This is a genomic window from Catenulispora pinisilvae (assembly GCF_015356865.1).
GTDB lineage: Bacteria > Actinomycetota > Actinomycetes > Streptomycetales > Catenulisporaceae > Catenulispora > Catenulispora pinisilvae.
The window spans coordinates 1-12,803 of record NZ_JAAFZA010000274.1 but is presented as its reverse complement, the minus strand read 5'-3'; the positions used below and the strand labels follow the sequence as shown (position 1 = coordinate 12,803).

The following is a 12,803-nucleotide window of genomic DNA, read 5'->3' as shown; positions in this document are numbered from 1 at the left end:
CGGATCGGGTGGGGCGGCGGGCGACGTTGTTGGGGGCGTTGGTCGCCTCGGCGGTGACGTTGGTGGCGCTCGGGTCGGTGCACTCGGTGGCGCTGATCGCGGTGCTGGCGTTCTTGGCGGGGCTGGCCAACAATGCGACGCGGCCGGCGACTGGGGCGATCATTGCGGACGTCGTGCCGTCGGCTGATCGGGGCCGGGCTTATGGGCTCAACTATTGGGCGATCAATCTGGGGTTTTCCGTCGCGATGCTGTCCGCCGGGGCGGTTGCCTCGCACGGGTACAGCCTGCTCTTCATGGGCGATGCCGCGGCGAACCTGGGATGCGCCGTGGTCGTCTTCTTCACAGTGCCGGAGACGCGGCCGGTCTCGAGTATCGGTTCTACTGGTCCCGGTGCTGCCAATGGCGGATCCGGTGTTGGCGCGGATTCGGAGGAGCGCGGGGGCCGCCTTACTGACGTGCTGCGGGACCGGATCTTCCTGGGGTTCTTGGGCGCGGTTCTGGTCGGTGCCGTCATCTATTCGCAGGCGCAGACTGTGCAGCCGATCATGATGGGTGAGGCGGGCCTCGGGCCTGGGGCGTACGGGGCGATCGCGGCGCTGAACGGGATCTTGATCGGGGTCCTGCAACTCCCGTTGACGACCTGGCTGCGCCGCTACACCCACGGCCCGGTGCTGGCCGTCTCGTCGTTGGTGACCGGCGCCGGATTCGCGGTGCCGCTGCTGGTCTCGGCGGTGGGGCATCCGATGGGTGTCTACGCGGCGTCGGTGGTGGTGTGGACGCTCGCGGAGATCGGGACCACGCCGCCGCAGATGGCGCTGGGTGCCGATCTGGCGCCGGCGCACTTGCGCGGACGGTATCAGGGCATGTCGACGCTGGTGTGGAGCATCGCGGGCATCATCGGACCGCTGGTCGGCGGGTGGGCGTTGAGCACGCTCGGCTCCTCGGTCGTGCTGTGGGCCAGCCTGGTGCTCGGCGCAGCCGGGGTGCCGGCGTGGCTGGTGATCGGTCGGCGCTCGGCCGGGCGGGTGGCCGCGCTGCGGGCCGCAGAGGCGCACTTGGAGCTCTCGCTGTCCCGTGCGCTGGCGGATGCTGTGCCCGTGCCTGGGCTCGTAGTGCACGATTTGTCCGAGGCGCCGGAGCCCGTGTGACAGTGAGGGCATGGATCCATGAGCCCTGATATTCCAAGCGGGGCTGCGTTAGGCTCGCCGACACATGGGGCGGTGGAGCCGACGCGCTCCGCCCGGGCAAGATGGGAGCTTCCAGAACTGACGATGCACGCTGCCGTCAGGACTCGATCATGAACTCGGAAGACCACCTGGCTGATGACCCCGGAGGCCGGCCGCCCGAAACGGTTGGCCCGTCCGCATCCGATCCGGCGGCGCCCGATGCCGAGCCGGGGCCCGACGATCTCGCCGATATATCCGCCGCCCAGCCGCCTGCCGAGGCGGAGCGGTCCGACGAACGCCGACGCAATCCGCTGCGACGGCTCGCCGCCTGGTATCGGCGGCAGCCACGATGGCGACGCCGGACGCTGTCGTCAGTGGTGGCTTTGTGCGCCATGCTGGCGACACTGTTGGTCGCCACCGGTGCCGCGCTGTACGCGGAAGGAGCCGGTACGCCCTCGGCGGCCGCGCGCAGCACCGGTGAAGACGCCCTGTGGCTGGGCCACGCCTGGGTCGGCTGGCCGCCCGGCACGGGCAACGCGGCGAAGACCGACGCCGACTTCCAGGCGCTGGCCGCCCTCGTTCGCTCTTCAGGTATCAAGGATCTGTTCGTGCACGACGGGCCCTTCGAGATGGACGGCTCACTGAACCCGGCCAAGAGCCCGAACGCCGAGTGGTTCATAGACGCCGTCCACCGGGAGCTTCCCGGCGTGCGGGTCCAGGCCTGGCTCGGCCAGGTCGTCGGCGGGGACGCCCTGCACCTGGACGACGCCGCCGCCCGGGGCCGCGTGGTCGCCGGGGTGAGTGCCGCGCTGGACCGCGGCTTCGACGGCGTCCACTTCGACTTCGAGCCGGTGCCGGACGGCGACCCCGGCTACCTGGACGTGCTGGCCGCGGCCCACACCGTCACCATGGCCCACCACGCCCTGCTGTCGGCGTCGGTGCCGCAGGTGGAACCGCTGCCCGGCTTCCGGCTCCCCGGCAACTTCCTGGCCGGGCATTCGAAGTGGTGGTCCCAGGACTACCTGCGGCAGGTCGCTGTGCACTGCGACCAGGTGGCGCTCATGGCCTACGACACCTCGCTGCCGACGGCGTGGGCCTACCGGGGCTACGTCGCCCGGGAGACGCAAGTGGCTCTGAGCGTCGTGCCGCAGAACGTCGAGCTGCTGATCGGGGTCCCGGCCTTCCACACCGACGATCCCGGCCACTGGGCCCGGGCCGAGACCATGCCCGCCGCCCTGGACGGAGTACGCCTGGCGCTCGGTGCGCACCCGCCGTCCCGTCGGTTCGGCGTCGCCCTGTACGTCGACTTCGCGGCGACCCCCGCCGACTGGGCGGCCTACCGCACCGACTGGCTCAGTCCGGCCCGGGCGGGGTGACCAGCGTTCGGGCGTCGGCGTAGCGCGTGCTCGGGTCCAGCGGCAGCGGTTCGCCGCTGCTGGCCTCGGAACAGCAGAACGCGAACATGCCGGCGGCGTCGATCGGTGCGGTCTGGCCGCCGGACAGACGCCAGCCGCGGACCACGTAGCCGGGTGTCCCGGTGCCGACGTCCGGCTCCAAGAGCCGACGCGAGCGCAGGATGACGGTCGCTTCGGCGCCCGTGACGTGGGCCAGCGCGAAGAGCTCGCAGAGCTCGCGCTCGGCACCGGACGCGGGCAGCCGGACCGCCGGGACCTCGGTGGCGATGTCCATCCTGAGGTCTTCGCCCGCGGTGACCGCGCCGGACGCGGTGGGAACCGAGCAGTTCAGCCGGTGTGCTCCGGAGCCGATCGTCAGGACGAGGCCTATGAAGACGGACTCGGCGTGTTCACGGGCCCGGACGACGGCAAGCTGCGGATCATCGGTGTTCCGGGCCGCGGCCCAGATCCGGACGTCGAGGTCGTCGACCCGCTCGGTGAGGTCGGCGAGGGAGGTGCGGGGCTGAGGCAGGTTGCTGATGGTGGACATGGGATCCCCTCCTGGAATGATTCGAACTTTCGTGCTTGATTCCACTGTAATCGGACATCAGTGTCTATGGGAGGTTTCTGTCATTCTGTTACGAGAAAATGTGCTGGTGTTCGGGTTCTGTGGTGACAGTCGTCAGCTCTTGGCTCGAAACGAGCGCCACATTGCGAGGTCGTAGGCCGCGGCCAGGGCGGCGCCGACCAGCAACGGACCGCCGAGGGCCACGGATGAGCCGGTGAGCAGCAGGGTCGCTGCGAGCGGGCTGACCGAGACGGCGACGCCACGCGCTGCCGTCGTCAGCGAGGCCGCGGCGGTCCGATGCTCAGGGCCGACCAGGGCCGCGGTGAACGCCTGGCGAGCCGGCACATCGATCTTCGAAAGGGCCTGACGCGCGAGCAGCAGCACGACCGCGTCGCCGAGATCGGGCGCCAAGGGGATGCAGGCCAGGAAGATATTGGAGGCCAGGTGCGGCACGAGCATGGCGGGAAGCAGGCCGTGCCGGCTGACGATGAGCGGTGCCGCGAGTTGGGCGGCCGCGGGCAGCAGGTTCGCCGCGAAGAAGATGAGGCCGAGGTCGGTGGCGGTGGCGCCGTATCGGTGATGGAACCACCAGGCGAGGATCGCTTGTACCGCGAGCCCGCCGGCGAAGGCGTCGACCGCGAACAGGCACGCCAGGCGGCGGACCGGGCCCGGTAATCGAGTCGGGGTATGAGCTGCGAGCGCCTCGGGATCGACCGACGGCAGGGCGGCGTTTGTCGGCGATCCTGCTGGCGGGCCCGCCGAAGGCTCTGCCGCGGCCGACAACCGCAGAAACAAGAACCCGGTCGTGAAGGCGATGATCGAGTAGAGCGCGAACGCGGCGTCCCCGGCCAGCGAGGTCGGCAATGCGCCCAAGGCGGCAGCGGCGAGACCGCCTACGGCGCCAGCGGCCTGCGCCGTCACGTTGTACCGCGTGAAGATCGCCGTATGCTGGCGGGCCGGCGTGCGTTGCGCGAGAATCGCCTGCTCAACGCCCGAAAACGGCGTGTTGTCGTTGGTCGACGGCGACACCGTTCCGATGAAGGCCGCGATCAGCAGCACCGGATAGGACCTGGTAACCGCGAAAGCGAGGCCCGCGATCCCCATCAGACAAGCGCTGACCAGCAGCGACGTCCGGCGCCCGAAGCAGTCTGCGTATTTGCCCATCGCGATCGTCGCCAGCACGCACCCGGCCGCCGCCACCGCGAGTATCAGGCCAAGGCGAGTGCCGCTGATACCCGCGTTCTCGAGCATCCCCATGAGCAGCACGCTGGTACAGCCGTAGCCGAAGGTCCGCAGCGCGCGGGCAGCGATGATCAGGGAACTGTCATCGCGGGCCGGAACTCGCACGGGTATAGGGCGTATCAGCCCACGAAGAGCATGTGTATGCCACATGGAGGGTCCCCCCTTTCAGGACCCTCCGATGATGACAGAAAACGGATATTAGGGTGAAAAGGTCGTTACCCGTTCGGCCTAGTAGGACTTCGGCAGCCCCAGCGTGTGCTGCGCGATGAAGTTCAGGATCATCTCCCGGCTCACCGGCGCGATCCGGGTCACCCGGGTCGCCGCGAGCAGCGGGGCCAGCCCGTATTCGGTCGCCAGGCCGTTGCCGCCGTGTGTCTGGATCGCCTGGTCGACGGCCTCGACCGCGGCGTCGGCGGCGGCGAACTTGGCCATGTTCGCCGCCTCGCCGGCGCCGAAGTCATCGCCGCTGTCGTAGAGCCAGGCCGCCTTCTGCGTCATCACCTTGGCCAGCTCGACGTGGATCGCCGCCTGGGCGAGCGGATGCGCCACGCCCTGGTGGGTGCCGATGGGGCGGTCGCGCCAGACCGTCCGGGTCTTCGCATACTCGGCGGCCCGGTCCAGCGCGTACTTCGCGGTGCCGACCGCGAACGCCGCCGCCATGATCCGCTCCGGGTTCAGGCCCGCGAACAGCTGGAGCAGCCCGGCGTCCTCGTCGCCGATCAGGGCGTCGGCCGGGAGCCGCACATCGTCGAAGAAGAGCTGGAACTGCTTCTCCGGGCCGGCGATCTCCATCTCGATCATGGTCTTGGTGAAGCCCGGAGCGTCGGTGGGGACCACCATGAGCGCCGGCTTCAGGTTGCCGGTGGCGGCGTCCTTGGTGCGGGCCACCACCAGTACCGCGTCGGACTCATCGACACCGGAGATGAACACCTTCTGGCCGGTCAGGACCCATTCGTCACCGTCGCGGCGGACCGTGGTGGTGATGTTGTGCGAGTTGGAGCCGGCGTCCGGCTCGGTGATGCCGAAGGCCATCTTGAACGAGCCGTCGGCGATCCCGGGGAGCCACTTCTGCTTCTGCGCCTCGGTGCCGAAGCGGCTGATGATGGTGCCGCAGATGGCCGGGGACACCACGATCAGCAGCAGCGGACAGCCGGCGCGGGCAAGCTCCTCGCCGACCGCGGCCAGGTCGGCGATGCCGCCGCCTCCGCCGCCGTGCTCCTCCGGCAGGCTCACGCCGAGGTAACCGGCCCGGCCCACCTCGTCCCACAGCTCGGTCGACTTCAGGCCGGCCTTGGCCTGCCGCCGTACGTAGTCCGGTCCGTACCGCTTGGCCAGGTCGCGCACCGCCTGGCGGAGCGCCACGCGCTCCTCGGGCTCCACGAAGCTCATATCCGCCAGCCTGCCAGGCCGGGAATGCAAAAACAATCCTGCCTGTTTGTTTTTTCGCCGACAGCGGAGCCTAGGTTTCCAGGGGCGCGCGGGGGTACCGGCGCGGCGCGATGGCCGACGTGACGGTCGTGCTGGCAGAGCTGTCAGGAGTCTGAGGGATCGGGGGTGGCCTCGCTGTCCGGTGAGGGCACCGCGTCGTCCTTGAACAGCGGCTCGGCGTCGGACTCGGCGGTCGGCTTGGTCAGCGGACCCGCGATCGCCTCGGCGTCCAGCACGGCGGTCAGGGGCGGGAGCGCTTCATCGGCCTCGATCGCCACATGCTCCTTGTCGGACTCCACCTCGCTCTGCGGAGCCCCCGTGACCGTGTCCACCACCTTATGAACCGCCTTCACCGCGCTAGTCGGCGACCCGCCAGCGCTCTCCAGGAAACGGAGCAGTTCGACCGGGAACGGCAGGACGAGCGTCGAGTTCTTCTCCGCCGCGACCTCGACGATCGTCTGCAAAAGCCGCAGCTGTAGTGCTGACGGAGTCTCCGCCATGATGCGCGCGGCATCAGCCAGCTTGCCCGAGGCCTGGTACTCGCCGTCGGCGGTGATGATGCGGGCCCGGCGCTCGCGGTCGGCCTCGGCCTGGCGGGCCATCGACCGCTTCATCGACTCCGGCAGCGCCACGTCCTTGATCTCGACCCGGTCGATCTCCACGCCCCAGCCGGTCGCCGGGGTCTCCAGCATCAGTTCCATACCCTGGTTCAGCGGCTCGCGGTTGGAGAGCAGGTCGTCCAAGAGGCTCTTGCCGATGATGGAACGCAGCGAGGTCTGCGCGACCAGCGACACCGCGTATTTGTAGTCCTGTACGTAGATGAGCGCGCGGGCCGGATCGATGACCCGGAAGTAGACGACGGCGTCCACCCGCACCGTGACGTTGTCCCGGGTGATGCCCTCCTGCGCCGGCACCGGCATGGTCACGACCTGCATGTTGACCGTGCGCAGCCGGTCCACGCCGGGGATGATCCGGGTCAGGCCCGGTTGTCGGATGCTGTCCAGCGCCCGGCCGAAGCGGAACACGATGCCCCGCTCGTATTGCTTCACGGTGCGCAGCGAGGCACCGAAGCCTGCTGCTCCCGCCGCCAGAGCGGCGACGATGGCGCTCACGATCGCAGTGATCATGGCGGGTCCTTCCCAGAAAGGACGCGATGGCGGTGCCCCGCCGACCGGCGTCGCACCCTGATCGATCAGTATACGAACTTCTTCGCTAACCGGGACCCTCCCGGCATGGTCGCCGACGGTTCAGCGGTATTCGGCGAGCCGCCGCCACACCCCGGCCACCGCCAGCGCGATGACCGCGCCGAACACCACCGCGGGCACCGCCGCCCAGCCCGACGCGCCGGACTGGGCGTCGGACATCGTGGCCTGGAAAGCACCCAGCTGCGTGTCCGCGGCCTGGCCGAGGTGGGTGTCGAGGGCGTAGAAGTCCTGGCCCAGCTGGCCGCCGGCGATGCCGGTCGCCTCGGTGAGCGCCGATCCCACGTCGCCGCCGTCGACCTCACTCTTGATTTTACCCGCGTCGTGTTGGACAGCCGTCCAATCAGACCCGGCGCGCTGGGAAAGCGCCTGGTCGGTGCCGTTCAGACCAGTGTGGAGCAGTCCCGGGGTGCCGCCGGTGCCGTTCAGAGCGGTCAGGTCGGCGGCGTAGCCCTGGTCGTAGCCGAAGTTCGGCGCGACGGTGTAGCGCACGATGGAGCCGACCGCGTCGTAGGAGACGGCACGCGCGTGCTGGATGCCCAGGTAGGGCGTCATGTGCTGGTTGACGGCGTTCTGCACGCGGTCGGTCTGCTGGGAGGTCATTCCCAGGCCGGCGATCAGGAAGGCGACGGTGGCGACCGTGGCGACGGCCAGGAACGGGTTCAGGGTTCGGCGGAAGCGTACGGACATCGCCAATTGTAGGAAGAGCAGGACTGCGAGCAGCGCCAGGGTGGTGACCAGGACCAGGACTGTGTCGACGGACCAGGAATCGTTCTCGCTCTTCGCCGACGCTGCCAGTTGCTTCGCGTAGGAGTCCCGGATCTGCGCGGCGACCGGTAGGAGGTCGAAGTGCATGACGTCCGTGGCGCGGCTGTAATAGGCGAGGGCGGCGGGGTCGGGGTGCCCTTTACTGGCGTCTGTAGAGAGTTGGTCGACGGAGAGGGCTGTGGTCGACAGGTCGTGGTAGAGCGTGACCTTGTCCAGCATGGTCTGGAACTGTCCCTGGACTGCTTGGTCCGAGGTGCCGCCTATAGCCTGGCGCAGGTCCGTGTCGACCTCCGTGACCCGACTGTTGAGCGTCACCTGTGCGTCACCTTGCGCGGTGTCCAGGTCGCTGTCCCCGATGGTCAGCATCTCGCGCGCGGTCTGCGAATCCAGGTCGCTGAGCGCGAAGTACAGGTCCGAGGCTGACTGCGCGAGTGGCGCGGTCTCCTTCCCCACCCGGTTCACACCGTGTTGGGTGTCCGCTATCGCCACCGTCCCCGTGGTCAGAGCCGCCGCCGCGAGTACCACTATGGCGCTGGTCCACAGTCGCAGCCTGGTCGGTGTCCTGCGTTCAGTTGTCCTCCCCACGGGACCACCGTAGGGAGCGCCTGTGAACGGATGGCGACGTCAGGTAGAACGTTGATTCAACAGGCCGATGGGAGGGTGCCCGGGACGCGCCCAGGGGTGTTTAGGGGGTGCTTAGGGCGGGCTCACTACGTAGCCGCTACCGCTGTCGCGCGAAGTACCTGCGGCGGTCGGTAAAGTTTCCTCCTGATCGGCCCAGTCAGTTGACCCCCTTTGAAGGAGCGCCCCGTGTCCGACTTCGCAGTGACGATCGCCAACGGCCCCAGTCGGGACGAGCGGACGGTCACGGTCGGTACGACGCTGGCGGACCTGTTCGCCGGTGACCGCTCGGTCGTCGCCGCCCGCCTGACCGACGCCGCGGGGACCCGCCTGGTCGACCTGGCCAGCCTGGCCAAGGCCGGTGACCTGGTCGAACCGGTGGCCGCCGACTCCGAGGACGGCCGGGCGATCATCCGCCACTCCACCGCGCACGTGCTGGCCCAGGCCGTGCAGCAGGCGTTCCCGGAGGCCAAGCTCGGCATCGGCCCGCCGATCCGCAACGGCTTCTACTACGACTTCGACGTGGACCGGCCGTTCACCCCGGAGGACCTCAAGGCCCTCGAGAGCCGGATGCAGGCGATCATCAAGCAGGGGCAGCTGTTCTCCCGCCGCCCGGTCACCGACGAGGCCGCCCGGGAGGAGCTGGCGAGCGAGCCCTACAAACTGGAGCTCATCGGGCTCAAGGGCAAGGCGTCCTCGGACGACGCCGGCGAGGGTGTGGACGTCGAGGTCGGCGCCGGCGAGCTGACCATCTACGACAACCTGAACGCCAAGACCGGGGATCTGTGCTGGAAGGACCTGTGCCGCGGTCCGCACGTACCCAACACCCGGTTCATCCCGGCCTTCAAGCTGATGCGCTCTGCGGCCGCCTATTGGCGCGGTAGCGAGAAGAACCCCCAGTTGCAGCGCATTTACGGAACGGCTTGGGAGAGCCGGGACGCACTCAAGGCGCACCTGGAGTTCCTGGCCGAGGCCGAGAAGCGGGACCACCGCAAGATCGGTGCGGAGCTGGACCTGTTCTCGTTCCCGGACGAACTCGGTAGCGGTCTGCCGGTGTTCCACCCCAAGGGCGGGACTATCCGTCGGGTCATGGAGGACTACTCCCGGAAGCGCCATGAGGAGGCGGGGTACGAGTTCGTCAACACCCCGCACATCACCAAGGGGCACCTGTACGAGATCTCTGGGCACCTCGACTGGTACAAGGACGGGATGTTCCCTCCCATGGTGCTGGACGAGGGACACGGCAAGCAGGAGTACTACCTGAAGCCGATGAACTGCCCGATGCACAACCTCATCTACCGGGCGCGTGGGAAGTCTTACCGCGACCTTCCGCTGCGGCTCTTCGAGTTCGGCACCGTGTACCGCTATGAGAAGTCCGGCGTGGTGCACGGACTTACCCGGGTCCGTGGACTCACGCAGGACGATGCGCACATCTACTGCTCCCGCGAGCAGATGCGCGACGAACTCGTGAGCTTGTTGCGCTTCGTGTTGGACCTGCTGCGCGACTACGGCCTGAACGACTTCTACCTGGAGCTGTCCACTAAGGACCCGGAGAAGTACGTCGGTACAGACGAGGAATGGGAACTCGCTACAGAGACTCTGCGTGAGGTCGCTGAGGGGGAAGACCTGGAACTGGTCATGGACCCGGGCGGCGCGGCGTTCTACGGTCCGAAGATCTCGGTGCAGGCACGCGACGCCATCGGCCGGACCTGGCAGATGTCGACCATCCAGCTCGACTTCCAGCTGCCGCAGCGGTTCGACCTGGAGTACCAGGCCGCGGACGGTTCGCGGCAGCGGCCGATCATGATCCACCGGGCGCTGTTCGGCTCGATCGAGCGCTTCTTCGGGGTACTGACCGAGCACTACGCCGGGGCGTTCCCGGCCTGGTTGGCGCCGGTGCAGGTGGTCGGGATCCCGATCACGGACGCGCACGTCCCGTATCTGGAGCTGGTGGCGGCCAAGCTGCGCGCGGAGGGGGTCCGGGTGGAGATCGACTCCTCGGACGACCGGATGCAGAAGAAGATCCGGAACGCACAGAAGCAGAAGGTTCCCTACATGTTGCTGGCCGGCGACGACGATGTGGCCAAGGCCGCAGTTTCGTTCCGGTACCGGAGTGGGGAGCAGAACAACGGGGTGCCGGTCGATGACGCCGTCGCCGAGATTGTGAAGGCGGTGCGGGAACGGATCTGAGCGCGGATCCGCGGCGCCGCGTGAGTGCGTCCGGCCGACCGGGACCGACGGGGGCCCCGGTCGGGCGGCCGGGCGCAGACGGGGAACCAGGGGGATGAGCAATGCTGATCACGCATGAGAAGTGGCCGCGTACGGCGGAGGAGGCCGAGGCGGAGCAGGGACGGCTGGCCGGATTGGTGGACGTGTCCACGCCGCTCGGGCCGGTGCGGTACATCGCGGGGCTGGATGTGGCCTATGCGATTGACTCGTCACGGGTCGCGGGGGCGGTCGTGGTGCTCGATGCCGACACGCTCGCGGTCGAGGACATGGCGACGGCGGTGATGGACGTCGAGTTCCCGTATGTGCCGGGGCTATTGGCGTTCCGGGAGATGCCGGCGCTGATCAGCGCGCTGGCCCGGCTGACGGTCGAGCCGGATGTGTTGGTCGCCGACGGGTATGGGATCGCGCATCCGCGGCGGTTCGGATTGGCGTGTCACCTCGGGGTGCTGGCTGGTAAGCCGGCTATGGGAGTGGCCAAGACGGCGTTCGTGGGGCGCTCTGCAGAGCCCGGGATTCAGCGGGGAGAGGCTGCTGACCTAGTGCACGATGGCCAGGTGGTCGGTGCTGTGTTGCGGACGCAGTTGTCGACGAAGCCGGTGTACGTCTCGCCGGGGCACCTGATTACGGTCGGGGACGCCACTCGGTTGGCTTTGCGGCTGGCGGCTAAGTATCGGTTGCCGGAGACCACGCGGTTCGCTGACCAGCTGTCGCGGCGGGCGTTGGCTGCCGCTTAGTCTACTTTCTTCTCTTTTCCAGTCGCGGTTTCAGGCTGGTCGACCGGTGCTTCGGCGTCGGCGGCCAGCTTTTTCAGGATGCGGACGAACAGGTCGGCCTCGATCGGCGTGAGGTCGGCCAGGAACGTCTTCTCCGTCTCCTGATGGCGGCGCTCGCCTTCGGCGAGGGTGTTCTTGCCGTGCGCGGTGAGCTCGACGATGTTCTTGCGGCGGTCGTCGGGGCTGCGGCGGCGCTCCACCAGGCCTTTGGCCTCGAGCTCGTCGACCAGGGCGACCATCGTGGTGCGGTCGACGCCGAGCTCGTTGGCCGCGTCGAGCTGGGACAGCGGCTCGGCGGCGTCGAGGACGACCAGCACGGCGAGCTGGCGCCCGTTGATGCCCAGCGACTCCAGGGCGCGGGCGCCGGATTGCGAGAAGTTCAGCTGCGCGTGCTTCAGCAGGTAGCCGAGTCGGGAGGTGAGCAGTTCGGCCATATGGGGCACTCTACCCTCAGACTGATTGTCAGTGGCACTGATGATTTGCTACAGTGACGATATGGAGTTGAAGATCGGCCTCAAGACCAGCCTGATGCACGTGTCCTACGACGACGTCCGCCGGGTGTGGCAGCAGGCTGACGAGATGACGGAGATAGCCGACGCCTGGCTGTGGGACCACATGATGCCGCTGGCCGGCGACCGCGGCGGCCCGGCCCTGGAGGGCTGGACGACGCTCTCCGCCCTGGCCGCGCAGACTTCCCGGCTCCGCATGGGACTGCTGGTGACGAGCAACCGCTTCCGGCGCCCGGCGCTGCTGGGGAAGATGGCGACGACGGTGGACGTGATATCGGACGGCCGCCTGATTATGGGCCTCGGCATCGGCGGCACGGTGCAGTCGCCCGGCGCCGGCGGCGTCCTGGGTGAGAACCCGGGGATCAGGGAGTACGCGGCTTATGGCATACCGCTGATCAGCCCGCGTGAGGGGATAGCGCGACTGGTCGAGACGGTGACGATACTGCGGAGGATGTGGACCGAGGACGAATTCGATTACGAGGGGCCATTCACCACGCTGATCGGCACCCGCAACTCCCCGAAGCCGATACAGCCGACGGGACCGCCACTGCTGATAGGGGCCTGGGGAGACCGCGCACTGCGCGTGGTGGCAGAACACGCAGATATATGGAACATACCGGGGCCGCCGCACAACTCGGTCGAGGCGCTGGCCGAGCGCTCGCGACTGCTGGATCGGTATTGCGAGGAGATCGGGCGGGACCCGGCGGAGGTGGAGCGTTCGGTGCAGCTGATCGTGGCGGACGACGGGGCCGCCGAGGCGCGGGAGTCGATCGCGGCGCTGGCGGGGATCGGGTTCGGGCATGTGGTGGTCGGGGCTCGGCGGCAGTATCAGGCTGATGGGATGAAGTGGATGTTGGAGGAGGTGGTGCGGCCTGCTTGTGAGGTGGGGGTGCGGTGGGGGTG

Annotated in this window: 11 protein-coding genes; 5 read left to right on the top strand and 6 right to left on the bottom strand. The window is 68.5% G+C overall.

Annotated features, from left to right (window positions below; genetic code table 11):
* Positions 1-1,148, top strand: a 1,148-nt coding sequence (locus IZR01_RS42410; RefSeq protein WP_194927129.1) for an MFS transporter, incomplete at its 5' end; no start/stop codon positions are given.
* A 149-nt stretch (positions 1,149-1,297) separates the two neighbouring features.
* The gene (locus IZR01_RS42405) at positions 1,298-2,542 is read left to right on the top strand and encodes a glycoside hydrolase family 18 protein (protein ID WP_194898289.1); all 1,245 of its coding nucleotides are present in this window, start codon (positions 1,298-1,300) and stop codon (positions 2,540-2,542) included.
* Here IZR01_RS42405 and IZR01_RS42400 read toward each other — a convergent pair.
* The 5 genes from IZR01_RS42400 to IZR01_RS42380 form a co-directional block, all read right to left on the bottom strand.
* On the bottom strand, positions 2,520-3,110 hold the full coding sequence (locus tag IZR01_RS42400; RefSeq protein WP_194927128.1) for a hypothetical protein: 591 nt from the start codon (positions 3,108-3,110) through the stop codon (positions 2,520-2,522). The two genes, IZR01_RS42405 and IZR01_RS42400, sit on opposite strands and share 23 nt — an antisense overlap.
* 132 nt (positions 3,111-3,242) lie before the next feature.
* Positions 3,243-4,475: an MFS transporter gene (locus IZR01_RS42395; RefSeq protein ID WP_194927127.1), complete on the bottom strand. Its 1,233-nt coding sequence runs from the start codon at positions 4,473-4,475 to the stop codon at positions 3,243-3,245.
* A 123-nt stretch (positions 4,476-4,598) separates the two neighbouring features.
* Positions 4,599-5,759 carry an acyl-CoA dehydrogenase family protein gene (locus IZR01_RS42390; protein WP_194927126.1) on the bottom strand — a complete coding sequence of 387 codons (1,161 nt, stop codon included), beginning with the start codon at positions 5,757-5,759 and terminating at the stop codon, positions 4,599-4,601.
* Between the two features lie 143 nt (positions 5,760-5,902).
* Positions 5,903-6,925: a slipin family protein gene (locus tag IZR01_RS42385; protein WP_194898293.1), complete on the bottom strand. Its 1,023-nt coding sequence runs from the start codon at positions 6,923-6,925 to the stop codon at positions 5,903-5,905.
* A 120-nt stretch (positions 6,926-7,045) separates the two neighbouring features.
* On the bottom strand, positions 7,046-8,353 hold the full coding sequence (locus IZR01_RS42380) for a GlnX family signal transduction membrane protein (RefSeq protein ID WP_194927125.1): 1,308 nt from the start codon (positions 8,351-8,353) through the stop codon (positions 7,046-7,048).
* A gap of 225 nt (positions 8,354-8,578) precedes the next feature.
* Between IZR01_RS42380 and thrS the strand changes: the two genes are divergently transcribed.
* Positions 8,579-10,579, top strand: a complete 2,001-nt coding sequence (gene thrS / locus IZR01_RS42375; protein ID WP_194927124.1) for a threonine--tRNA ligase — start codon at positions 8,579-8,581, stop codon at positions 10,577-10,579.
* Between the two features lie 101 nt (positions 10,580-10,680).
* Positions 10,681-11,352, top strand: a complete 672-nt coding sequence (locus tag IZR01_RS42370) for an endonuclease V (RefSeq protein WP_194898296.1) — start codon at positions 10,681-10,683, stop codon at positions 11,350-11,352.
* Here IZR01_RS42370 and IZR01_RS42365 read toward each other — a convergent pair.
* On the bottom strand, positions 11,349-11,825 hold the full coding sequence (locus IZR01_RS42365) for a MarR family winged helix-turn-helix transcriptional regulator (RefSeq protein ID WP_194927123.1): 477 nt from the start codon (positions 11,823-11,825) through the stop codon (positions 11,349-11,351). The genes IZR01_RS42370 and IZR01_RS42365 overlap by 4 nt on opposite strands.
* 61 nt (positions 11,826-11,886) lie before the next feature.
* On the opposite strand from IZR01_RS42365, the gene IZR01_RS42360 reads away from it, so the two are divergent.
* Positions 11,887-12,803: LLM class flavin-dependent oxidoreductase (locus IZR01_RS42360; RefSeq protein ID WP_228561216.1), on the top strand; the 917-nt coding region annotated here is incomplete at its 3' end.

What these genes read in the sequence shown, in the direction of transcription:
- IZR01_RS42405 (WP_194898289.1), top strand. Translation starts at nt 1,298, where the DNA reads ATGAACTCGGAAGACCACCTGGCTGATGACCCCGGAGGCCGGCCGCCC.
- IZR01_RS42400 (WP_194927128.1), bottom strand. Translation starts at nt 3,110, where the DNA reads ATGTCCACCATCAGCAACCTGCCTCAGCCCCGCACCTCCCTCGCCGAC.
- IZR01_RS42390 (WP_194927126.1), bottom strand. Translation starts at nt 5,759, where the DNA reads ATGAGCTTCGTGGAGCCCGAGGAGCGCGTGGCGCTCCGCCAGGCGGTG.
- IZR01_RS42385 (WP_194898293.1), bottom strand. Translation starts at nt 6,925, where the DNA reads ATGATCACTGCGATCGTGAGCGCCATCGTCGCCGCTCTGGCGGCGGGA.
- IZR01_RS42370 (WP_194898296.1), top strand. Translation starts at nt 10,681, where the DNA reads ATGCTGATCACGCATGAGAAGTGGCCGCGTACGGCGGAGGAGGCCGAG.
- IZR01_RS42365 (WP_194927123.1), bottom strand. Translation starts at nt 11,825, where the DNA reads ATGGCCGAACTGCTCACCTCCCGACTCGGCTACCTGCTGAAGCACGCG.